Below are 20,399 nucleotides of genomic sequence, written 5' to 3' on the forward strand. Positions count from 1 at the left end.
TGCGTAGCAGAGCACAGTAGGGGCAGCTTCGCTCCTCGTCTTGCGAGAGATTGCCTGGAGGCCGCTCGCGTCGATCGGCGCAAGCGCCGAACCAAACGAAAGCATCCACGGAACACGCCCTAGCGCACCGCGATCAGCGAACCGCCCGCGGCGACCGGCTGGTGGCCGATGATCCCCGCGCACTCGTCGCATCCGTACACGTGGCTGCCGTCGGGCAGTTCACCCAGGACCCGGCGGGGCCGCGGCCACTTGGCGTGGCAGACGACGCAGGCATCCCCCATGCACTGCGCCCCGCTGAGCCAGCCCGGGTCGTAGACGTGGACCTCGGTCGCGCCGTCAGGCCTCGTGTCCCGTTCGCACATCGTGCTCGTTCCGCGCAATGTCCCTGCTCCCCCCGTGGTTTAGGACAGTCTGGCGGGCCGATAGTTACCGGCTCTTAATTGAATCAGAAGCTCTTGGCGCCTGGAAGGGTCTGGACCGATCTAAATCACTCCGCGCAGGGAAAGCATAACCCTAAGTGACGAACCCTGGGAAGACCCCAGTTCTCAGAGGTGCCTAATGGGGACGAGTCAGACATCTCCGGGCCCGTACCGGACCGGGACTCAGTCCCGAACGCGCGGAACCACCGAGAAACGGCGCAGGGACAGTGCCGGATTGGTGACACGAACCGCTTCCACCCGCGCGGCCGAAACCTCCGCGGTCGCCACCTCGAAGGTCTGCTCCCCCAGGGAGGCCAGCGCGGTCCCCATCGGGTCGACCACCATGCCGTTGCCCGCGCCGGTGGGCGCCGCCTGCCCCGACGCGGCCACGTAGACGGTGTTCTCGATCGCGCGGGCCCGGGCGAGCGTGCGCCAGTGGTCCTCCTTCAGCGGACCCGGAACCCACTGGGCGGCGAGCAGCACCACGTGCGCCCCCGCGTCGGCGATCCGCCGCGTCACCTCGGGAAATCGCAGGTCGTAGCAGGTCTGGAGGCCGAAGACCACGTCGTCGACGGTGAAGGTCTCCGGGGCGTCGATCGGCCCGGGGGCGACCACCTCCGACTCCCTCGCCCCGAACGCGTCGTAGAGGTGGACCTTGCGGTAGAGCGCGACCCGCTTCCCCTCCGGGGAGAGCGCGACCAGCGTGTTCGTGAAGTGCGTGGCCCCCTCCCCGCCGGACTCGTTCACCCCGAGCACCAGGTGGACGCCCTCGCGGCGGGCCGTGTCCGCCGCGTCGGCCAAGAAGGGTCCGTCCAGTGGCTCGGCGGCCTCGACGAAGCGGTGGTCCGTGCGCGGAGCGGTGAACATCGCGTACTCGGGGAACAGCACCACCCGCGCGCCCCGGGCGGCCGCCCGCGCGGTGAGCTCCGCGACCGCACGCTGGTTCTCGGCCTTGTCCTGCCCCGGCGCGAACTGGGCGACCGCGACCTGCACCATCGAACTTCCCCCTCGTGACCTGGGATCGGACCGCGGGACGGCCCCGAACGTGCCCCGAGTGTACGCCCGCACGCGACGCGGCCCCCGTGCGTACGCCGCCGACACCTTCGGCGGGAGAACGCACGCGGCCGCCCGGGACGCCTCGACGCCCCGGGCGGCCTCCGCCCCCCGGTACCGGCGGGGGCTACTCGTCGACCTGGATCTCCCACTCCACGTTCCCGCCGTCGACCGAGGTCACGGTGAGGGTCACGCCGAGCGTCTCACCTCCGGCGCTGAGCTCACAGCGAATCTCGGCGCCCTCCTCCGCGGGGAGGTCGTCCTCGCAGGTGAAGTCATCGGGCTCCTGACCGACCTGCTCGGCGAGCATCTCGCTCGACACCCGGGCGGCCTCGTCCGCGGACACGGAGCCCCCGAGAAGGGAGCAGCCGCTGACCAGGACCAGAGCCCCCAGGGCCGTCCCGGCGACGACACTTCCGCGTCCGACGTTGAGCATCGCGATCTCCTTGGTTCTGGATGGCAGTACACAGAAGGAGACGCGGCCCGGGTCGCCGGGGTTCCGGTGGAATCGCCCCGATACGCGCTCCGGGTCGTTAACATCGACAGACCAGTCGGTCTATTAATGAACGAACCCCCCGGGACGGCGCATGGACGAGGCGAACGGCACGACGAAGCGGGGTTCGGGGAACTCCGGGCGGAAGGGGACCCGGCGACGCTTCCTGCGCGGGCTCACGGTGGTGGGCGGTGTCGGCCTCCTCGGCGGGGCCGGGGCCGTGGGCCACTACCTCGGCACCCTGTACCGCCCGCGCGAGGAACCGCAGCGGGGTGTCCTCGCGCTGACCGGGGCCACCGTGCTGGTCGGCGAGGATCTGGAACCCCGCCAGGACACGACGGTCCTGGTCACCGACGGGGTCATCACCGGGATCACGGACGGCGGCGACCCCCTCCCCTCGGACGCCCGCACCGTGGACCTGGCCGGGCACACGCTCATGCCCGGCCTGATCGACCTCCACGTGCACCTGGGGTTCCCGCAACAGGAACCCGACGACGAACCGGGCCTGACCGACATGCCGCGCGTGGTCTACCAGATGGCGCGCTACGCGCCCTCGGCCCGGCGGGCGCTGCTGGAACACGGCGTGACGACCGTGCGCGACCTGGGGTCCGACCACGCCTGGATCACGCAGATGCGCCGGATGCTCCGCGACGGTGAACTGGAGGGACCACGGCTCTACACTGCGGGGCCGCTGTTCACCACCCCCGGAGGACACCCCGTGGTCACCTTCGGCGTGGAGGCCGGGTCCGGCACCGTCGAACTACCGTCCACCCCCGAGGAGGCCCGCGCCGCCGTACGCCGTCTCGCGACCGGCGACGAACCGGTGGACCTGGTCAAGGTCGTGCAGGAACGCGGTGACGCCGGGCACCTGGAACTCGACCCGATCCCCGCCGAGGTCCTCACGGCCGTCGTGGCCGAGGCGCACGGGCACGGACTCACCGTGACCGCCCACTGGGGTTCGGAGGCGGACCTGGCCGAGGCCCTGGCCGCCGGAGTCGACGGGCTCGAACACCTGGAGGCCCGGGGCGTCCTCGACGGCTGGCCCGAGGAACTACTGACCGCGCTGGTCGAGCGTGACATCCCGGTCACCCCGACCCTGGCCGTCACCGAGGTGGCCGCGTCCCCGGAGCAGCACCGGCTGATCCGGGAGAGGCTGGCGGAGCTGCACTCCGCCGGAGGCCGGATCGTGGCCGGGAGCGACGCCGCCGTACCCGGCGTCCGTTTCGGCGACGGCCTGCACCGGGAGTTGGAACTGCTGGCGGAGAGCGGCCTGGGCGCGGACGGGGCGCTTCGGGCCGCGACCAGCGGGGCCGCCCGGGTGCTCGGCACCGCCCGGATCGGAGCGATCGAGGTGGGCCGCGCAGCCGACCTGCTCGTCCTCGGGGCGGACCCGCTGACCGACATCACCCGCGTCCGCGACGTGGTCGGGGTCTACCGGGACGGTCGCGAGGTCGTGCGAGGGTAGGGCCATGCGCAAGGTCGATCCCGCCCGGCACCAGGCCCGACGCCGACACATCATGACGGCGGCGGCGCCGCTGTTCGCCGCGCACGGACTGGAGGGCACCTCCACCGCACGGATTCGCGAGGCCGCGGGGGTCAGCTCCGGCACACTGTTCCACTACTTCCCCAGCAAGCGCGCGATCCTGGTGGCCCTGCTCACCGACGACGACGGCGACGGCGCCGCGCACCTGGCCGCGGCGCGCGAGGGCGCCGACCCCCGGGCCTCCCTGCTCGACCTGGTGGAACGTCTGGCCGCGCCGGTGGCGAGCCCGGTAGCGGCGGGTCTGGTGATGGAGGGGCTGCGCCAGGCCCAGCACGACCCCGAGCTGGCCCGTGCGCTGGAGGCGGGCAGCGTCTCCGAGTCGGAGGCCCTGACCCACCTGCTGGACCGGGTCGCCCGCGAGGGCCGCGGCCGACCCGTGCTGGGCGCGCGGGCCACCGCCGCCTGGATTCAGACCCTGATCGGCGCGCTCTTCCTCCGCGCGGCCACGGAGACCGGGTTCGACGCGACGACGCACCTGCGCGACCTGCGGCCGGTGGTGGGGCGGCTGGTGGGCGGTGATGACGGACCGCCGGCCGAACGCTGAGGGCCGCCCGGTTCAGGGCAGGAACGACATCGCCCAGGCCGGGGCCAGGACCAGGAGGAGGAAGCGCGCGAAACGGGTGACGAGGGTGACCGCGCAGAACAGTCCGAAGTGCATGCGCACCACCCCGGCCAGCACGGAGACCACCATGAACGGGGGCACGCTCGCGAAGGAGCTCAGGGCGAGCAGTCCCGCGCCCCAGGCCGGGCGCCTCTCCGCCCTGGCCCGCCAGCGCTCCATCCGCTCCGCCCACTTTCCGGGGGTGGCGGCCCGTCGCCTCAGCCACGGTGTGGACAGGGTCCCGCGGCCGACGTAGTAGTACGGGACCTTCCCCAGGGTCTGGCCCACGGCGGCGGCGAAGGCCATGGCCACCAGAGCGCCGTCGTCCAGGAGGGCGACGGCGCCCAGCAGGTACAGCTCGATGTTGATGAGCGGGACCAGCCCGGCCGCGGTGGCCACCGCGAAGGCCAGGGCGGTCTCGACCACGTCGGGGCTACTTCTCGGCGGCGGCGAGCTGCCCGCAGGCGCCGTCGATCTCCTGGCCCCGGGTGTCGCGGACGGTCACCGAGACGCCGTGCGACTGGAGGCGCCGGACGAACTCGCGCTCGTCCTCGGGGCGCGAGGCGGTCCACTTCGACCCCGGGGTGGGGTTGAGCGGGATCAGGTTGACGTGCACCAGGTGACCCTTGAGGAGCTTGCCGAGGAGGTCGGCCCGCCAGGCCTGGTCGTTGATGTCCTTGATCAGCGCGTACTCGATGGACACGCGGCGGCCGGTGGTCCCCGCGTAGCGCCAGGCGGCGTCCAGGACCTCGTCGACCTTCCAACGGGTGTTGATCGGCACCAGTTCGTCACGGAGCTCGTCGTCGGGGGCGTGCAGGGAGATCGCCAGGCGGACCTGCATCCTCTCGTCGATGAGCTTGTTGATCGCGGGGACCAGACCCACTGTGGAGACGGTCACGCCGCGCTGGGAGATGCCCAGCCCGTCGGGGACCGGATCGGTGATCTGGCGGACGGTCTGGAGGACCCGCTTGTAGTTGGCCATGGGCTCGCCCATGCCCATGAACACGATGTTGCTGATCCGCCCCGGGCCCCCCGCGACCTCGCCGCGCGCCAGGTCGCGGGCGCTGGCCACGACCTGGTCGACGATCTCGCCGGTGGAGAGGTTGCGGGTGAGACCCGCCTGGCCGGTGGCGCAGAACGGGCAGTTCATGCCGCACCCGGCCTGGGAGGAGATGCACAGCGTGACGCGGTCCGGGTACCGCATGAGCACCGACTCGAACATCACCCCGTCGAAGGCCTTCCACAGGGTCTTGCGGGTCATCCCGTCGTCACAGGTGATGTGGCGCACCGGTGTGAGCAGGGTGGGCAGCAGCGCCTCTCCGAGCCGTTCCCGGGAGGCCTCGGGGAGGTCGGTCATCTTCGAGGTGTCCGACTCCAGCCCGCCGTAGTAGTGCTTGGCGATCTGCTTGGCCCGGAAGGGCTTCTCGCCCAGCTCCCTGACCACCTCCAACCGCTCTTCGGGGCTGAGGTCGGCCAGGTGCCGGGGCGGCTTGGCGCGGCGGGGTGCGACGAAAGTGAGCTCGGCGGGCATAAGAATCCGTAAGGAGTGGAGTCGGTGGTCTGCGCCCGGTGCGGGGAGGGATGTGACGGCACGGGTCGTTATACGACCTATACGCGACTGCGGTGCTGCTCCGACCATCAGGGCACTACCGTCGATTCTACTGAGCTCGTGGACGGGCCGGGCGGGTCCGCCCCGGGCCGACGGGCACGAGCGACACGACAGCACGTCGGCACGTGGGAGGGCCGGTGACCGAGATCGACGTCCTGCTGGACGAGGTCAGTCCCTACCAGAGCCGTCGCGTCGTCGTCGAGTGCGACTCCCACACCACGGCCGCGTACCTGCTCGACGCCCGGGAGCGGGTGCGGGTGCCGGTATGGTTGGCCAACCACGAGGCCGCCCCGCGCGCCAGCGGCTCGGCGGGCCTCCACCGGGGCCGGGCCCCGCTGATGCCGGAGGCCCACACCAAGCACCCGCAGGGCCGCCCCCGCTTCGACCCCGGCGCCCTGCGCGCGGTGTGGTTCGAGGAGGGCGACGGGGTGGCCCTCATGGACGAGGAGGGCCTGCTCGCGGTGATCCCGGGCTGGGCCGAGGCCGACAGCGGCCTGCCCGGCTACGCGCGCGAGGCCATCGGGCGCAGCGCCTACGCCTGGGAGCTGGACGCGGTCCGCGACCAGCTGTGGCCGCGCGTGGTACACGCCGAGGCCTACTGGGACTGGCGGCGGGCCTCCGGGGCCTGGCGCAGCGTGCAGCGGACCGTCCTCAGCCACCTGAACCGCCGTGTGGGCGAGCCCGGCCACTACTGGGACGTCTCCGACGGGCACCCGCCGCTGCTGCGGGTCTCGGAGCGCCCGCCCTCGGCGGAGCGGCCCTTCACGGTGCTGTCCACCGTGGGCATGTGCGGGCAGCGGATGCCCACCCTGGACCGCTACATGGCGGACACCTCGCACCACGCGCGAGTGGAGCTGGCCCTGGCCACCACGTTGCCCGCTCACCACGCCGCGCGGATCTTCCGGTGGATCGGCGCGTTCCCCTGGCGGGCGGTCACCTGGTTCGGGACCGGGCACACCGTCAAGTGGCTCGACAACCCCGAGGACCGCTCCATGCGGGGCGGGGCGGGCGCGGTCCTGCTCCTGGAGGACCCGGGCCCGCTGGTGACCGATCCCGCGCGCGTCCCGCCCGACACCTCCGGGCTGTCCTTCCAGGGCGACCCCGTGCGGTGGCTGTGGATCGTGCCGATCACCCGCCCCGAGCACCTCTTCGCCAAGGAGCACGACAGCGCCGCGCTGGTGGAGAAGCTGGCCGCGGAGGGCCGCAGCTGGGTGCTCGGCCGCTGAGCGCCGGTCCCGTCAAAATCGGTTGACACCCGTCGGCGCCTCGGAGAGGGTTCCCCGGTGGGTCGGCACGGTGGAGGGCGGAACGGATGACAGGCACGAGCGGCCCCGGACCCGGGATCACGGCACCCCTGGCCCACGCTCCCTTCCGCACCCTGGTCACCGGCCGGGTGTTGATGCTCTTCGGCAACGGCATGGCCCACGTGGCCCTCGCCTTCGCCGTCCTGGACGTGACCGGTTCCCTGGCCCAGGTGGGCCTGGTGGTGGGGGCACGGTCGATCGCCAACGTGGCCCTCCTGCTGTTCGGCGGCGTGCTCGCCGACCGGTTGCCGCGCGCCCTGGTGATCCGGGGCGCCTGCGTGCTGGCCGCGGTGTCCCAGGCCCTGTTGGCGCTGGCCCTGCTCACCGGGCAGGCCAGCCTCGGGCTGATGGTGGCGCTGAGCGTGCTCAACGGGGCGGCGGCCGCCGCCAACCTGCCCGCGATCGCCGCGCTGACCCCGCAGACCGTGCCCGCCGCGCTACTGCGCCAGGCCAACGCGCTGGCGGGGATCGCCAAACAGCTGGGCATGTTCGCCGGGATGTCGCTGGGCGGGGTCGTGGTCGGCCTGGCCGGTCCGGGATGGGCGATCGCCGTGGACGCGCTGCTGTTCGCGGTCGCCGGGGCGGTCTTCCTCTTCCTGCGGGTGCCGTCCACGGCGGCGCGGAGCCGGGGGGTGCTGCGCGACCTCACGGACGGGTGGAGCGAGTTCGTGGCCCGCCCGTGGGTGTGGATCATCGTGTTGCAGTTCATGGTGGTCAACGCCGGGTGGTCGGCGGTCACGTCGGTGCTGGGCCCGGGAATCGCCGACGACACGTTCGGCCGCACCACGTGGGGCCTGCTCATGGCCGCCAACAGCGTGGGGCTGGTGGTGGGCGGGGTCCTGGCGGCGCGCTGGCAGCCGCACCGGGCGCTGTTCTACGGAACGGCCCTGGTCACGCTCCAGACCCTGCCGTTCTTCGTGATGGCCGGGCCCGACCCCCTGGTGCCGCTGCTGTTCGCCGCGATGTTCGCGGGCGGGGTGGCCGTGGAGCAGTTCACCGTGGCGTGGGAGGTGTCGTTGCAGGAGAACGTCCCGGCCGAGCGGCTCTCCCGGGTGTACTCCTACGACGCCCTGGGGTCGTTCGTGGCGATGCCGGTGGGACAGATCGCGATCGGCCCGGTGGCCGAGGCGATCGGGGTGCAGCGGTCCCTGCTGATCGTCGCGGGGCTGACGCTGGCCGCCACGCTCGCCGCGGTGGCCGCCCCCAGCGTGCGCGCGCTACGGCGTCGGTGAGGTGCGGGTGCGGCCTCCGCCGCGCCGGTCGCGTACCTGGCGGAAGACGTGGTGCAGCCGCGCCATGTCCTCGTCGCTGAAGCGCTCCACGAACCGCAGCAGGGTCGCCCCGGGGTCGGGGCCGGTCTCCAGGACCTCGCCCATGACGCGGGCCGTGTACTCGGCGTGGCTCTCCCGGGCCCAGTAGGCCCAGGCCCGCCCGTCCTTCTCCCGGTCCACCAGCCCCTTGTGGAAGAGGATGTTGGCCACGGTCATGACCGTCGTGTAGGCGACCTCGCGGTCGTAGACCATGTGGTCCCGGACCTCGCGGACCGAGAGCGGGCCCCGCGCGCTCCACAGCGCCCCCATGATGGCCGCCTCCAGTTCTCCGAGTCCCTTCATGGTCCTCCCCACCCGACTTGTCGCGTTCGTAGGGGTGATCGTAGGCATCGACGCCGTCGCCGTGGGGCGGAACGGAGAAGAGCGCGCAGATCCGTGCCCGCCCCCCGACGACGACCGGCGTTTCACGGCTCGGAACCGGCCGGTCGCCGTCGGTTGCTCTCCGGTGGCGCTGCTCACTGCGCCGGAGGGCGAACGTGGCGCGCGCCACATCGACCCCGACCGGTCGCGGTCACAGGAACGCGCACCGAAAACCCCGTCAAACACGAACAAACGCACCATGTTGACCACGCAGCGCAAAGTGACCAGCGCGTAGCGACAAGGTTCGTGTGAAAGATTGTTAGGTATCTCCCAGTTTCAACTACACCGATGTTCCCGTCAGGGAGGCCGGTACAAGTAGCCTTGTATCCGACGAGTGCTGGCCAGGTCAGATTCTCCCCTGCGAAGGGGAGCGACTCCGTGCTTCTTCGAGCCCGCCTTGCCAGCAGCCACCCGTCTTTCCTAAACATTCACAAGCGAGCTGCGGAAGTGGGCGATCTCCGCCGTGTCGTCTGAGGCGTCTCAACCCCTGACAGATTTCGGCCCGAACGAGTGGCTGGTCGAGGAGCTTTACCAGAAGTACCTCACCGACCCGAATTCGGTTGACAAGGCTTGGTGGAACTTCTTCGCGGACTACAAGCCCGCGGACTCGGCCAACGGGAAGGGTGGGGGCACTGCGACCGCAAAGGCGCAGCCCGAGAAGACCCCCGCCGCACCCGCGCCGAAGAAGAAGGCCGCCGCGGCCCCGGCACCCAAGAACACCGACGATGCACTCCGGGTCAACGAGGAGCGGCTGCGTGGAGCACCCGCCCGCACCGCGACCAACATGGAGTCGAGCCTGACCCTGCCCACCGCGACGAGCGTGCGCGCGGTGCCGGTCAAGCTGCTGTTCGACAACCGCATCGTCATCAACAACCATCTCCGGCGCGGCCGCGGTGGGAAGGTCTCCTTCACCCACCTCATCGGCTACGCCATGGTCAAGGCCCTCAAGGCCATGCCGGCGATGAACCACTCCTACACGGAGATCGACGGCAAGCCCGGCGTCGCCAAGCCCGAACACGTGAACTTCGGCCTGGCGATCGACCTCCAGAAGCCGGACGGTACCCGGCAGCTGGTCGTGCCCTCCATCAAGAAGTCCGACGAGATGGACTTCAACGAGTTCTGGAGCGGCTACGAGGACCTGGTCCGCAAGGCCCGCAACAACAAGCTGGGCGTGCCGGACTTCCAGGGCACCACGATCAGCCTGACCAACCCGGGCGGCATCGGCACCGTGCACTCCGTGCCGCGCCTGATGCCCGGCCAGGGCACCATCCTCGGCGTCGGGGCCATGGAGTACCCGGCCGAGTTCCAGGGGGCGTCGCAGGACACCCTGAGCGAGCTCGGCATCAGCAAGGTCATGACGCTCACCTCGACGTATGACCACCGGATCATCCAGGGCGCCCAGTCGGGCGAGTTCCTGCGGCGCATCCACCAGCTGCTGCTGGGCGACGACGGTTTCTACGACGAGATCTTCAACTCGCTGCGCATCCCGTACGAGCCGGTGCGCTGGGTCCAGGACATCCACGTCAACAAGGCGACCCAGCTCGACAAGACCACCCGGGTCCAGGAGCTGATCCACGCCTACCGCGTGCGCGGCCACCTCATGGCCGACACCAACCCGCTCGACCACGAGCAGCGCAAGCACCCGGACCTGGACGTGCTGGAGCACGGCCTGACCCTCTGGGACCTGGACCGCGAGTTCCCCACCGGGGGCTTCGGCGGCAAGCAGGTCATGAAGCTGCGCGACGTGCTGGGCGTGCTGCGCGACACCTACTGCCGCACGGTGGGTATCGAGTACATGCACATCCAGAGCCCGGAGGAGCGGGAGTGGATTCAGTCGCACGTCGAGCGCGAGCACGAGAAGCTCGACCGTGACGAGCAGCTGCACATCCTGCACCGGCTCAACAGCGCGGAGGCCTTCGAGACCTTCCTCCAGACCAAGTACGTCGGTCAGAAGCGCTTCTCCCTCGAGGGCGGTGAGTCGCTGATCCCGCTGCTGGACGGCGTGATCTCCAAGGCCGCCAAGGCCGAGCTGGACGAGGCCGTCATCGGCATGGCCCACCGCGGCCGCCTGAACGTCCTCGCCAACATCTGCGGCAAGTCCTACGGGCAGATCTTCGGTGAGTTCGAGGGCAACCTCGACCCGCGCAGCGCGCACGGCTCCGGTGACGTCAAGTACCACCTGGGTACCGAGGGCACCTTCCAGACCCGCGACGGCGACGCCATCCAGATCTCCCTGGCCGCGAACCCGTCCCACCTGGAGACGGTCAACCCGGTCGCCGAGGGCATCGTCCGCGCCAAGCAGGACGTGCTGGACAAGGGCCCGCACGGTTTCACCGTGCTGCCCATCCTCATCCACGGTGACGCGGCCTTCGCCGGTCAGGGCGTGGTCGCGGAGACGCTGAACCTGTCCCAGCTGCGGGGCTACCGCACCGGCGGCACGGTCCACGTCATCGTGAACAACCAGGTCGGCTTCACCACCTCGCCGACCGACAGCCGCTCCAGCGTGTACGCCACCGACGTCGCGCGGATGGTCCAGGCTCCGATCTTCCACGTCAACGGGGACGACCCCGAGGCCGTGGTCCGGGTCGCGCACCTGGCCTTCGCCTACCGTCAGGCGTTCAACAAGGACGTCGTCATCGACCTCGTCTGCTACCGGCGCCGCGGTCACAACGAGAACGACAACCCCGCGTTCACGCAGCCGCTGATGTACGACGTCATCGACGCCAAGCGCTCCACCCGCAAGCTGTTCACCGAGTCCCTGGTCGGGCGCGGCGACATCACGGTGGAGGAGGCCGAGCAGGCCCTGCGCGACTACCAGTCCGAGCTGGAGCGGGCCTTCACCGAGACCCGCGAGGTCGAGAAGAAGCCGATCGAGCCGGGCGCCGTGGTCAAGCCCGAGGTGTTCACCGAGGCGCGCCTGGACCACTCCAAGGTCGAGACGGCCATCAGCACCGAGACGGTCAAGCGGATCATCGACACCCAGGTGACGATGCCCGAGGGCTTCACGCCGCACCCGCGTCTGGCGCCCCAGCTGACCCGCCGCGCCACGATGGTCGAGACCGACGCGATCGACTGGGCCACCGGCGAGCTGCTGGCCTTCGGCTCGCTGCTGCTGGACGACCACCCGGTCCGCCTGATCGGCCAGGACAGCCGTCGCGGCACCTTCGGTCAGCGCCACGCCTCGATCATGGACCGCGACACCGGCGAGTCCTACACGCCGCTGAAGCAGTTCGACAACGGCACCACGAAGTTCCACGTCCACGACTCGCTGCTGAGCGAGTACGCGGCGCTGGGCTTCGAGTACGGCTACTCGCTGACCCGCCCGGACTCCCTCGTCATGTGGGAGGCGCAGTTCGGTGACTTCGTCAACGGCGCGCAGACCGTCATCGACGAGTACATCAGCTCGGGTGAGCAGAAGTGGGGGCAGCGCTCCAGCGTCACCATGCTGCTGCCGCACGGCTACGAGGGCCAGGGCCCGGACCACTCCTCGGCCCGCATCGAGCGGTTCCTCCAGCAGTGCGCGCAGGAGAACATGACCGTCGCGATGCCGAGCACCCCGGCGAGCTACTTCCACCTGCTGCGCTGGCAGGCGAAGTCGCCGATCGAGCGTCCTCTGGTGGTGTTCACGCCCAAGTCGATGCTGCGTCTGAAGGCCGCCACCTCGGCCGCCGACGACTTCACCTCGGGCCACTTCCAGCCGCTGATCGGGGACGACTCGATCTCGGCGGACAAGGTCCGTCGCGTGGTCATCTGCTCGGGCAAGATCTACTACGACCTGGACGCGGCCCGCCGCAAGAGCGGTGACAAGCACACCGCCATCATCCGGGCGGAGCGGCTCTACCCGCTGCCGATCGAGGAGATCCGCGAGCAGCTCAAGGCCTACCCGAACGCGGGCGAGGTCCTGTGGGTCCAGGAGGAGCCCGCGAACATGGGCCCGTGGCCCTTCGTCGCTCTGGTCTTCTCCGAGCAGCTCGACCGCCCGTTCACCCGGATCTCGCGTCCGGCCTCCTCCTCGCCCGCGGCCGGTTCGGCCAAGCGGCACGAGGCCGAGCAGCGTGCCCTGGTGGACACGGTGTTCCCGCCCGCCGAGTAGGACGGTCCCCATGTACTACACCGATCGCGGGATCGAGGAACTGGAGAGCCGCCGCGGCGAGGAGGAGGTCAGCTTCGCCTGGCTCTCCGAGCAGCTGCGGGTGTTCACCGACCTCAACCCCGAGTTCGAGACCCCGGTCGAACGACTGGCCACCTGGCTGGCCCGGTTGGACGACGAGGACGAGGAGTAGTTCACAGACGGGGGCCGCGCGGAGCGGCGCCATCCGGCCGAGGGCCCGGGTCTTCACCGACCCGGGCCCTCGGCCGTCGCCGTATCCGGGCCCCGGCCCGAGTACGGACCCCGAACCTCCCCTGAACCGACCCTGAGATCCGCGACATATCTTGAGTTCGGCGGACACGCGACATATCGTGAAGTCATCGAGATCGAGCGGAAGGGATTCACGATGGCACGCTGGTCCATCGACAGCCCGACGAGCCACACCCTGGACGGCATCGTCGCCCTCAAGGTGCGCATCGTCAGCGGGCAGGTCAACATCATCCCCACGGACGACCCGGTCACCTTCGAGATCTCCGAGATCGAGGGCGAGCCCCTGGAGGTCACCCAGGAGGCGGGCATCCTCACCATCCACTACGAGGACCTCACCGGCCAGGGCCTGCTGGACCGGCTCAAGCCGATTCAGCTCGGCAGCTACCGCAACATCGCCTCGCGGCGGGCCACGGTCGACCTCCGGGTCCCCCGCGCCTGCCCCGTCGAGGTGACCACGGCCGGCGCTCCGGTGGTGGTGGCCGGGCTGACCTCGCGCACCCGCGTGCGCACCGCCACCGGCGAGGTCACCCTGGACGGCGTCTCCGGCGAGACCGAGGTGAACACCGCCTCCGCGAACGCCTCCGTGCGCACCCCGGGCGGCACCCTCTCCTTCCACAGCGCCAGCGGGCAGCTCGCGGTGGCCGGCGGAAGCCTGGCCGAACTGCGCGCCAAGACCGCCTCCGGGCACGTGCTCGTCGACACCGACCTGGCGGCCTCGGCCCGGGTCCGGGTGACCACGGTCTCCGGCGAGGTGGCACTGCGGGTTCCCTCGGAGAGTTCGGCCGACGTGGAGCTGCGCACCGTCACCGGCAAGGTCGACTCCGACTTCGGCCTGGACAGGCGCAGCGCACCCGCACGCACCGCGCTCACCGGGAAGATCGGTGTGGGCGTGGACCCCGCCTCCATCACCGTCCACACCGTCTCCGGCCGGACCGCGCTGCTGCGGCGCGCGCCCGAGGCCCCGGCCGCGATCCCCGAGGGGGCCTGAATGACCACCATCTTCGGCCACGGCAGACTCCGTCTGTACCTGCTCAAGCTGCTGGACGAGAGCCCCCGCCACGGTTACGAGATCATCAGCCTGCTGCGCGACCGCTTCCTCGGCGTGTACTCGCCCTCGCCCGGCACCATCTACCCGCGGCTCGCGCGGCTGGAGGAGGAGGGGCTGGTGACGCACACCGAGAAGGGCGGTCGGAAGGTCTACAGCCTCACCGACAAGGGCCGTGAGGAGCTGCGGGCCCGCGAGAGCGACCTGGACGACCTGGAACGGGAGATCACCGACTCGGTCCGCGACATCGCGCGCGCGGTGAAGCAGGACGTGCGGGAGACCATCAGTTCGCTGCGCGACGAACTCAAGTTCGCCTCCCGCGAGGGGTCCGACCGGGAACGGGACCGGGACTCCGCACGGGACCGGGACCGCGACCGCCGTGACGACGACGGGGTCTGGGCCCGTGAGTGGGAGCGGTTCGCCCAGGGGTTCGGGGCCTTCGGCGCCTCCTGGGGCGGACGCGGCGACTCCGAGCGCTCCGACGACGCCCCCGGGGACTCCGGGAGCTCCGGCACCGCCGGGCCCGGCGACGACACGGGGACCGCCCGCGGGGACCGCTCCGAGTTCGAGCACGCCCTGCGCGACTTCTCGGTGAAGGTCCGCGACATGGTGCGCGGAGCCGGGCAGGTGGGCGAGTCCGCCGGCAACGACCTGCGCCGCATCCTCGACGAGACCGTCGAGGTGATCCGCCGGGACATGGGCCGGTGGGGGCCGCCCGACCGCGAGGAGGGCCCCGCGTCCTCCGACGGGCCCAGGGCCGCTGACCGGACCGGGCCCGAGCCGGAGACCGCGCCCGAACCCGGGCCGGAACCACAGGCCCGACCGATGCCGCCGTCCGGCGGGGACCCCTGGTCCACCGCCACCGGCGAGGACGACCAGAAGAAGGACTGACCCCGGTACGGGGCCCGGAGGACCGCGCGGGGGCGTGGTCCTCCGGGCCCCTTCGCGCGGCCTGAGGAGGAGGAACCCCGTGTTGGTTCCCTACACGATCGAGCAGGACGGGGACGGGGTCTGGTGCGCCCGCGCCGTGCTCCGCGCGGGGGTCTACGCCCAGGGCGAGGGAAACACCCCGGACGCCGCCCTGGCCGACCTGCGCACGGCCTTCGCCCGGCTCACCAAGGAGGTCGGCTCCCCCGCCGAGCTGCTGTGATCCGGGGCCCGCGTGAGCCACCGGCTCAGACGAGGGCCAGGGCGACCAGCAGCGCGGGCCCGGCCAGTGTGGGCGGGACAGAGGTCCAGCGTGACGGGCCCAGGTCGGCGAGGGGCATTCCCGGGAGAGCAATACACAACTGCGCTAAATTGTGTACATCATTGAGAGGGGGTCCACATGTCCCGAACCGTGCACGTCCCGTACACCATCGAACAGGACGAGGACGGGATCTGGTGCGCTCACGCCCAACTCCGTCCCGGAGTGGGTGCTCACGGTGAGGGCGACGATCCCGAAACGGCCATCGCCGACCTCAGAGAGGCGCTCGCACTCCTGATCGAGGAGTTCGGCCCGCCCCAGGAACTCGAACTGACCGTGAGCGTAGCCTGAGGCCCCCAGTACCGGCCCTTCCCGGAGAACAGCTCGTCAAGATCCTCGAACGCGCGGGGTTTCGACGAGTACGGGTCCGCGGCAGCCACCATGTGCTCCGGCACCCTGACGGCCGCGGAACCACCGTCCCCGCGCATCGCGGTCGCGACCTCGCCAAGGGGACCCTCAGGGGAATCCTCAGGGATTGCGACATGACCGTCGAGGAACTTCGGGAACTCATGTGAACGGCGGGGGCCCGGGGACCGTACTGGTCCCCGGGCCCCTCGAACGCATGCCTAGCGGCGGGCGACGCCGTCCTCGCGGGCCTGGGCCGCGACGGCGGCCGCGACCGCGGGGGCGACCCGCTCGTCGAAGGGGCTGGGGATCACGTAGTCGGCGCTCAGGTCGTCACCGACCAGCTCGGCCAGCGCCGTGGCGGCGGCCAGCTTCATGTTCTCCGTGATGTCGGTGGCGCCCGCGTCGAAGGCGCCCCGGAACACCCCGGGGAAGGCCAGCACGTTGTTGATCTGGTTCGGGAAGTCGCTGCGCCCGGTGGCGACGACGCTCGCGTACCTGCGGGCGACGTCGGGGTGCACCTCCGGGTTGGGGTTGGCCATGGCGAAGACGATGGCGTTCTCCGCCATGGTGGCCACGACCGCCTCGGGGACCTCGCCCGCGGACAGGCCCACGAACACGTCGGCGCCCTCGAGCGCGCTCTCGATGGAGCCCTGGAGCCCCGACCGGTTGCTGATCTCGGCCAGTTCCCGCTTGACGGGGGTCAGTCCGTCGCGGTCCCGGTGGATGATGCCCTTGGAGTCGGCCACGGCGATGTCGCCGATCCCGCCGTCGACGAGCATCTTGGTGACGGCGACACCGGCGGCCCCCGCACCGGACACGACCACGCGCAGGTCGGCCAGGGTGCGGCCGGTCAGGCGGGCGGCGTTGCGCATCGCCGCGACGGTCACGATCGCCGTGCCGTGCTGGTCGTCGTGGAAGACCGGGATGTCCAGGCGCTCGCGCAGCTTGGCCTCGATCTCGAAGCAGCGCGGCGCGGAGATGTCCTCCAGGTTGACGCCGCCGAAGGACGGCGACATGCGCACGACCGTCTCGACGATCTCGTCGGTGTCGGTGCAGTTGAGCGCGATCGGCACGGAGTCGACGTCGGCGAACTGCTTGAACAGCAGCGACTTGCCCTCCATGACCGGCAGCGACGCCTCCGGGCCGATGTTCCCCAGGCCCAGCACGGCGGTGCCGTCGGTGACGACGGCGACCAGGTTGCTCTTCCAGGTGTAGGTCTCGACCAGTTCGGCGTCCTCGGCGATGGCGTCGCAGACGCGGGCGACTCCGGGCGTGTAGGCGAGGGACAGGCCCTCCTGGTCGCTCACGTCGACGGAGGAGGTCACGTGCAGCTTGCCGCCCCGGTGCATGGCGAAGGCGGGGTCCTCGTCCAGGGGGGACGTGTTCTGGGTACGCGAAGAAAAGGTGGTCACTACTCAAACCCCTCGGTCTGCTGTACGTCCGCGTCGGCCATGACGGGGACGGTGGGCCACGGAGCGCGCGCGAAGACGTCAGGGTGCCAGGGGGCCCTCGTCGGCACCGGTCGGCCATGACCGGGGTGTGCGCCGGGAGGGTTGGTCTTCGCCGGACTCTTATACGAGTACTGCGCGTCCGCATCTCACGGGGATGACCCGTTACGCAATTCTCTCACAACGGTGACCGGAGGAAAATCGCGGGGCGACAGAATAGAACGTTACCGACGTGTCGCCCCACGGCACCACAGACACCCCAAGTCGCCACCGGTCGGTCGCGCGAGGCCGCGGACCCACCCCTCGACCAGGCACTCCGTGCTCCCGAAGGAGACCCCACATGGCCCTGCGCAAGCCCCTGTCCGAGCCCCGGACCTACCTCACCGCCCTCGCCACCGCCGGTGTCCTGGCCCTGGCTGCTTGCGGCGGCGGCGAGGGAGGCTCCGACGAGGCGGCCCCCCAGTCCCCCGAGGTCGACGCGGACGAGGCGCTCGTCGCGCTCCTGCCCGACGCGGTCGCCGAGGCCGGGTCCGTCACCATCGGCGTCGAGGCCTCCTACCCTCCCGGCGAGTACCTGGACGAGGACGGCCAGACCGTCCTCGGCTTCAACGTCGACCTCATCGAGGCCGCTCTCGGCAAGCTCGGCCTGGAGGCCGAGTGGGAGCCCACCACCTTCGACTCCATCATCATCGGTGTCGACACCGGCACCTACGACCTCGGCGCCTCCTCCTTCACCGTGACGGAGGAGCGCATGGAGGCCGTGGACATGGTCAGCTACTTCTCCTCCGGCACCCAGTGGTTCGCCCCCGCGGGCAACCCGGACGGCGTGGACCCCGACAACGCCTGCGGCCTGCGCATCGCCGTGCAGTCGGGCACCACCCACGACACCGACATCGAGGCCCGCAGCGAGGCCTGTGTCGAAGCCGGGGAGGACGCCATCAGCATCGAGAAGTTCCCGACCCAGCCGCAGGCCACCGAGACCATCGTCTCGGGCCTGAACGACGCCTCCCTGGCCGACCTGCCGACCTCGCTCTACGCGCTCCAGCAGACCGGTGAGCAGCTGGAGTTCATCGGGGACCAGTACGACGCCGCCCCCTACGGCGTCGTCGTCAACAAGGAGCGGGCCGAGCTGTCGGAGGCGGTCGCGGCGGCCTTCAACGCCATCATCGAGGACGGCACCTACGAGGAGGTCCTCGCGGAGTGGGGCATCGAGGGCGGCGCGCTGGAGGAGGCCGAGGTCAACCCCGCCGTCTAACGATCCGCGCACGCCGCACCACCGAGCGAAAGTCTGACTGTGTCCTCACCGAGTGAAGCGGTGGACGGTCCGGGGTCGAAGGAACCGACCCCGGGCCGTTCGGCCGCACCCGTCACCGCCGTCCCCGTCCGGTATCCCGAGCGCTGGGTGGCCGCGGGGATCATCCTGGTCCTCGCGTCCATGTTCGTGCACATGCTGTTCACGAACCCCGCGTTCAACTGGCCGTACATGTTCGACAACATGTTCTCCGAGCCGGTGCTCCGCGGTGTGTGGGTCACCCTGAGCGCGACCGTGCTGTCGATGCTCATCGGCGTCCTGCTGGGCGTCGTCCTCGCGGTGATGCGCCTGTCCGGCAACCCCGTGCTGGTCACGGTCTCCTGGATGTACACGTGGTTCTTCCGGGGGGTGCCCCGGCTCGTTCTGGCGGTCCTCTTCGGCAACCTGGCCATCCTGTACTCGACCATCCACATCGGACTGCCGTTCGACAACTACTGGATGCCGTGGCTCGGCCTGGAGGGCGACGCCCGCTTCTTCGAGATCGACACCCGCACCCTGTTGACCGGCTACACGGCGGGCCTGCTCGCCCTGTCGCTGTCCGAGGGCGCGTACATGGCGGAGATCATCCGCGCGGGCCTGCAGTCCGTGGACAAGGGCCAGACCGAGGCCGCGCAGGCGCTCGGTATGAGCAAGAGCAAGATCATGCGGCGCATCACCCTGCCGCAGGCGATGCGGGTGGTCATCCCGCCGACCGGCAACGAGACCATCGCCATGCTCAAGGACACGGCGCTGCTCGCGTACGTGCCGGTCACCATCGAGCTCTTCTACCAGCTCCAGGCCATCGGTACCCGGAGCTACCAGATCTTCCCGATGCTGGTGGCCGCGTGCCTGTGGTACCTGGCCATCACCAGCGTGCTGATGGTGGGCCAGTACTTCATCGAACGCAGGTTCAACCGGAGCGGGCCCGGGGTCCGGTCCCGGATCGTGGGAGGGGTGCGCTGATGGCCGAACGAACCGGGGAGCCGGCTCCCGAGGACGTCGTGGAGACCGCCGAGGGCACCGAGCTGCCCGCCGACGCCCTCGTGGTGGCCGAGAACGTCCACAAGAGCTTCGGGCGCCTGGAGGTGCTCAAGGGCATCGACCTCCAGGTCAAGCGGGGCGAGGTCATGTGCGTGGTCGGCCCCTCGGGGTCGGGCAAGTCCACGTTCCTGCGGTGCGTCAACCACCTGGAGAAGCTCACCGCGGGCCGCCTGTGGGTCAACGGCGAACTCATGGGGTACCGGCAGAAGCGGGGCCGCCTGTACGAGCTGCGCGACCGGGAGATCGCGGCGCAGCGCAGCGACATCGGGATGGTCTTCCAGCGCTTCAACCTGTTCCCGCACCTGACCGTGCTCGGCAACATCGTGGAGGCGCCGACCCAGGTCAAGAAGGTGCCCCGGGCCGCGGCCACCGAACGGGCCCGTGAGCTCCTGGAGCGGGTCGGCCTGCCCGACAAGGCGGACTCCTACCCCGAGCAGCTGTCCGGCGGCCAGCAGCAGCGCGTGGCGATCGCCCGCGCCCTGGCCATGGAGCCGTCGCTGATGCTGTTCGACGAGCCCACCAGCGCCCTCGACCCGGAGCTGGTCGGCGAGGTCCTCGACGTCATGCGCGACCTCGCCCGGGGCGGCATGACCATGGTGGTGGTCACCCACGAGATGGGGTTCGCCCGCGAGGTGGGCGACTCCCTGGTGTTCATGGACGGCGGGGTCGTGGTCGAGTCGGGAACCCCGGCCGAGGTGCTCGCGAACCCGCGACAGGAGCGCACCCAGGCGTTCCTGTCCAAGGTGCTGTAGGCGCCCGGCCGAGGGCACGCCGCGACGGCGCGACACCCCGGGGCCCCGCGCTCCTCCACGCCGGTCCGCGCGCAGGCGGGTCATCGGAGCCATGACCACCCGGTTGGGCAGGTGGAGTCGTCCGAGCCGGTAGGTGTCGAGCAGGGGCTGGGTGC

The 20,399-nt window shown here is 70.8% G+C and carries 21 protein-coding genes; 14 read left to right on the forward strand and 7 right to left on the reverse strand.

All coding sequences use genetic code 11. From position 1 onward, the window contains the following. Positions 1–119: 119 nt before the first annotated feature. From ABZ635_RS25310 to ABZ635_RS25320, 3 genes are all read right to left on the reverse strand, one after another. Positions 120–362: a hypothetical protein gene (locus tag ABZ635_RS25310; RefSeq protein WP_357769519.1), complete on the reverse strand. Its 243-nt coding sequence runs from the start codon at positions 360–362 to the stop codon at positions 120–122. 240 nt (positions 363–602) lie between these two features. Beyond that, entirely contained in the window at positions 603–1,415 is an 813-nt protein-coding gene (locus ABZ635_RS25315) for a carbon-nitrogen hydrolase family protein (RefSeq protein WP_357769492.1), read from the reverse strand. Between the two features lie 184 nt (positions 1,416–1,599). Continuing rightward, positions 1,600–1,908 (reverse strand): DUF4333 domain-containing protein, encoded by a 309-nt coding sequence (locus ABZ635_RS25320; protein ID WP_357769494.1) that lies wholly within the window; start codon positions 1,906–1,908, stop codon positions 1,600–1,602. 151 nt (positions 1,909–2,059) lie between these two features. Here ABZ635_RS25320 and ABZ635_RS25325 point away from each other — a divergent pair, with 151 nt between their 5' ends. Together ABZ635_RS25325 and ABZ635_RS25330 are read left to right on the forward strand one after the other, a co-directional pair. Further along, positions 2,060–3,430: an amidohydrolase family protein gene (locus ABZ635_RS25325; protein WP_357769495.1), complete on the forward strand. Its 1,371-nt coding sequence runs from the start codon at positions 2,060–2,062 to the stop codon at positions 3,428–3,430. A gap of 4 nt (positions 3,431–3,434) precedes the next feature. Continuing rightward, positions 3,435–4,052, forward strand: a complete 618-nt coding sequence (locus tag ABZ635_RS25330) for a TetR/AcrR family transcriptional regulator (protein WP_357769497.1) — start codon at positions 3,435–3,437, stop codon at positions 4,050–4,052. A 12-nt stretch (positions 4,053–4,064) separates the two neighbouring features. Here ABZ635_RS25330 and ABZ635_RS25335 read toward each other — a convergent pair whose 3' ends face one another. Then, positions 4,065–4,535 carry a VTT domain-containing protein gene (locus ABZ635_RS25335; RefSeq protein WP_357769498.1) on the reverse strand — a complete coding sequence of 157 codons (471 nt, stop codon included), beginning with the start codon at positions 4,533–4,535 and terminating at the stop codon, positions 4,065–4,067. Between the two features lie 7 nt (positions 4,536–4,542). Beyond that, entirely contained in the window at positions 4,543–5,640 is a 1,098-nt protein-coding gene (gene rlmN, locus ABZ635_RS25340; RefSeq protein ID WP_357769499.1) for a 23S rRNA (adenine(2503)-C(2))-methyltransferase RlmN, read from the reverse strand. Between the two features lie 215 nt (positions 5,641–5,855). Here rlmN and ABZ635_RS25345 point away from each other — a divergent pair, with 215 nt between their 5' ends. Continuing rightward, positions 5,856–6,944, forward strand: coding sequence for a suppressor of fused domain protein (locus ABZ635_RS25345; RefSeq protein WP_357769500.1), 1,089 nt, complete (start codon positions 5,856–5,858; stop codon positions 6,942–6,944). An 86-nt stretch (positions 6,945–7,030) separates the two neighbouring features. Beyond that, positions 7,031–8,254 carry an MFS transporter gene (locus ABZ635_RS25350; protein WP_357769501.1) on the forward strand — a complete coding sequence of 408 codons (1,224 nt, stop codon included), beginning with the start codon at positions 7,031–7,033 and terminating at the stop codon, positions 8,252–8,254. Here the strand turns inward: ABZ635_RS25350 and ABZ635_RS25355 are convergent. Continuing rightward, positions 8,240–8,635: a BlaI/MecI/CopY family transcriptional regulator gene (locus ABZ635_RS25355; RefSeq protein WP_357769502.1), complete on the reverse strand. Its 396-nt coding sequence runs from the start codon at positions 8,633–8,635 to the stop codon at positions 8,240–8,242. The genes ABZ635_RS25350 and ABZ635_RS25355 overlap by 15 nt on opposite strands. Before the next feature lie 541 nt (positions 8,636–9,176). Between ABZ635_RS25355 and ABZ635_RS25360 the strand changes: the two genes are divergently transcribed. The 7 genes from ABZ635_RS25360 (at position 9,177) to ABZ635_RS25390 (ending at position 15,879) form a co-directional block, all read left to right on the forward strand. Next, positions 9,177–12,806, forward strand: a complete 3,630-nt coding sequence (locus ABZ635_RS25360) for a multifunctional oxoglutarate decarboxylase/oxoglutarate dehydrogenase thiamine pyrophosphate-binding subunit/dihydrolipoyllysine-residue succinyltransferase subunit (RefSeq protein ID WP_357769504.1) — start codon at positions 9,177–9,179, stop codon at positions 12,804–12,806. 10 nt (positions 12,807–12,816) lie between these two features. After that, positions 12,817–12,996, forward strand: a complete 180-nt coding sequence (locus tag ABZ635_RS25365) for a DUF6104 family protein (protein WP_357769505.1) — start codon at positions 12,817–12,819, stop codon at positions 12,994–12,996. A gap of 213 nt (positions 12,997–13,209) precedes the next feature. Continuing rightward, entirely contained in the window at positions 13,210–14,061 is an 852-nt protein-coding gene (locus tag ABZ635_RS25370) for a DUF4097 family beta strand repeat-containing protein (RefSeq protein ID WP_357769507.1), read from the forward strand. Next, positions 14,062–15,009 carry a helix-turn-helix transcriptional regulator gene (locus tag ABZ635_RS25375; RefSeq protein WP_357769508.1) on the forward strand — a complete coding sequence of 316 codons (948 nt, stop codon included), beginning with the start codon at positions 14,062–14,064 and terminating at the stop codon, positions 15,007–15,009. It begins immediately after the preceding gene. Positions 15,010–15,088: 79 nt separating this feature from the next. Further along, entirely contained in the window at positions 15,089–15,268 is a 180-nt protein-coding gene (locus ABZ635_RS25380) for a hypothetical protein (protein WP_357769509.1), read from the forward strand. Between the two features lie 177 nt (positions 15,269–15,445). Then, positions 15,446–15,655: a hypothetical protein gene (locus ABZ635_RS25385; protein ID WP_357769511.1), complete on the forward strand. Its 210-nt coding sequence runs from the start codon at positions 15,446–15,448 to the stop codon at positions 15,653–15,655. Continuing rightward, entirely contained in the window at positions 15,652–15,879 is a 228-nt protein-coding gene (locus ABZ635_RS25390; RefSeq protein ID WP_357769521.1) for a type II toxin-antitoxin system HicA family toxin, read from the forward strand. The genes ABZ635_RS25385 and ABZ635_RS25390 overlap by 4 nt, the downstream gene beginning before the upstream one ends. Before the next feature lie 51 nt (positions 15,880–15,930). Here ABZ635_RS25390 and ABZ635_RS25395 read toward each other — a convergent pair whose 3' ends face one another. Next, the gene (locus ABZ635_RS25395) at positions 15,931–17,124 is read right to left on the reverse strand and encodes an NADP-dependent malic enzyme (protein ID WP_357769513.1); all 1,194 of its coding nucleotides are present in this window, start codon (positions 17,122–17,124) and stop codon (positions 15,931–15,933) included. 376 nt (positions 17,125–17,500) lie between these two features. On the opposite strand from ABZ635_RS25395, the gene ABZ635_RS25400 reads away from it, so the two are divergent. The 3 genes from ABZ635_RS25400 to ABZ635_RS25410 are packed head-to-tail and all read left to right on the forward strand — an operon-like array spanning position 17,501 to position 20,244. Then, entirely contained in the window at positions 17,501–18,415 is a 915-nt protein-coding gene (locus tag ABZ635_RS25400; protein ID WP_357769515.1) for an ABC transporter substrate-binding protein, read from the forward strand. Positions 18,416–18,454: 39 nt separating this feature from the next. Next, positions 18,455–19,414 carry an amino acid ABC transporter permease gene (locus ABZ635_RS25405; protein ID WP_357769516.1) on the forward strand — a complete coding sequence of 320 codons (960 nt, stop codon included), beginning with the start codon at positions 18,455–18,457 and terminating at the stop codon, positions 19,412–19,414. Next, positions 19,414–20,244 (forward strand): amino acid ABC transporter ATP-binding protein, encoded by an 831-nt coding sequence (locus ABZ635_RS25410; protein ID WP_357769518.1) that lies wholly within the window; start codon positions 19,414–19,416, stop codon positions 20,242–20,244. Before ABZ635_RS25405 ends, ABZ635_RS25410 begins: the two co-directional genes overlap by 1 nt. Positions 20,245–20,399: the final 155 nt, after the last annotated feature.

Source organism: Nocardiopsis sp. NPDC007018, assembly GCF_040635075.1.
Lineage (GTDB): Bacteria > Actinomycetota > Actinomycetes > Streptosporangiales > Streptosporangiaceae > Nocardiopsis.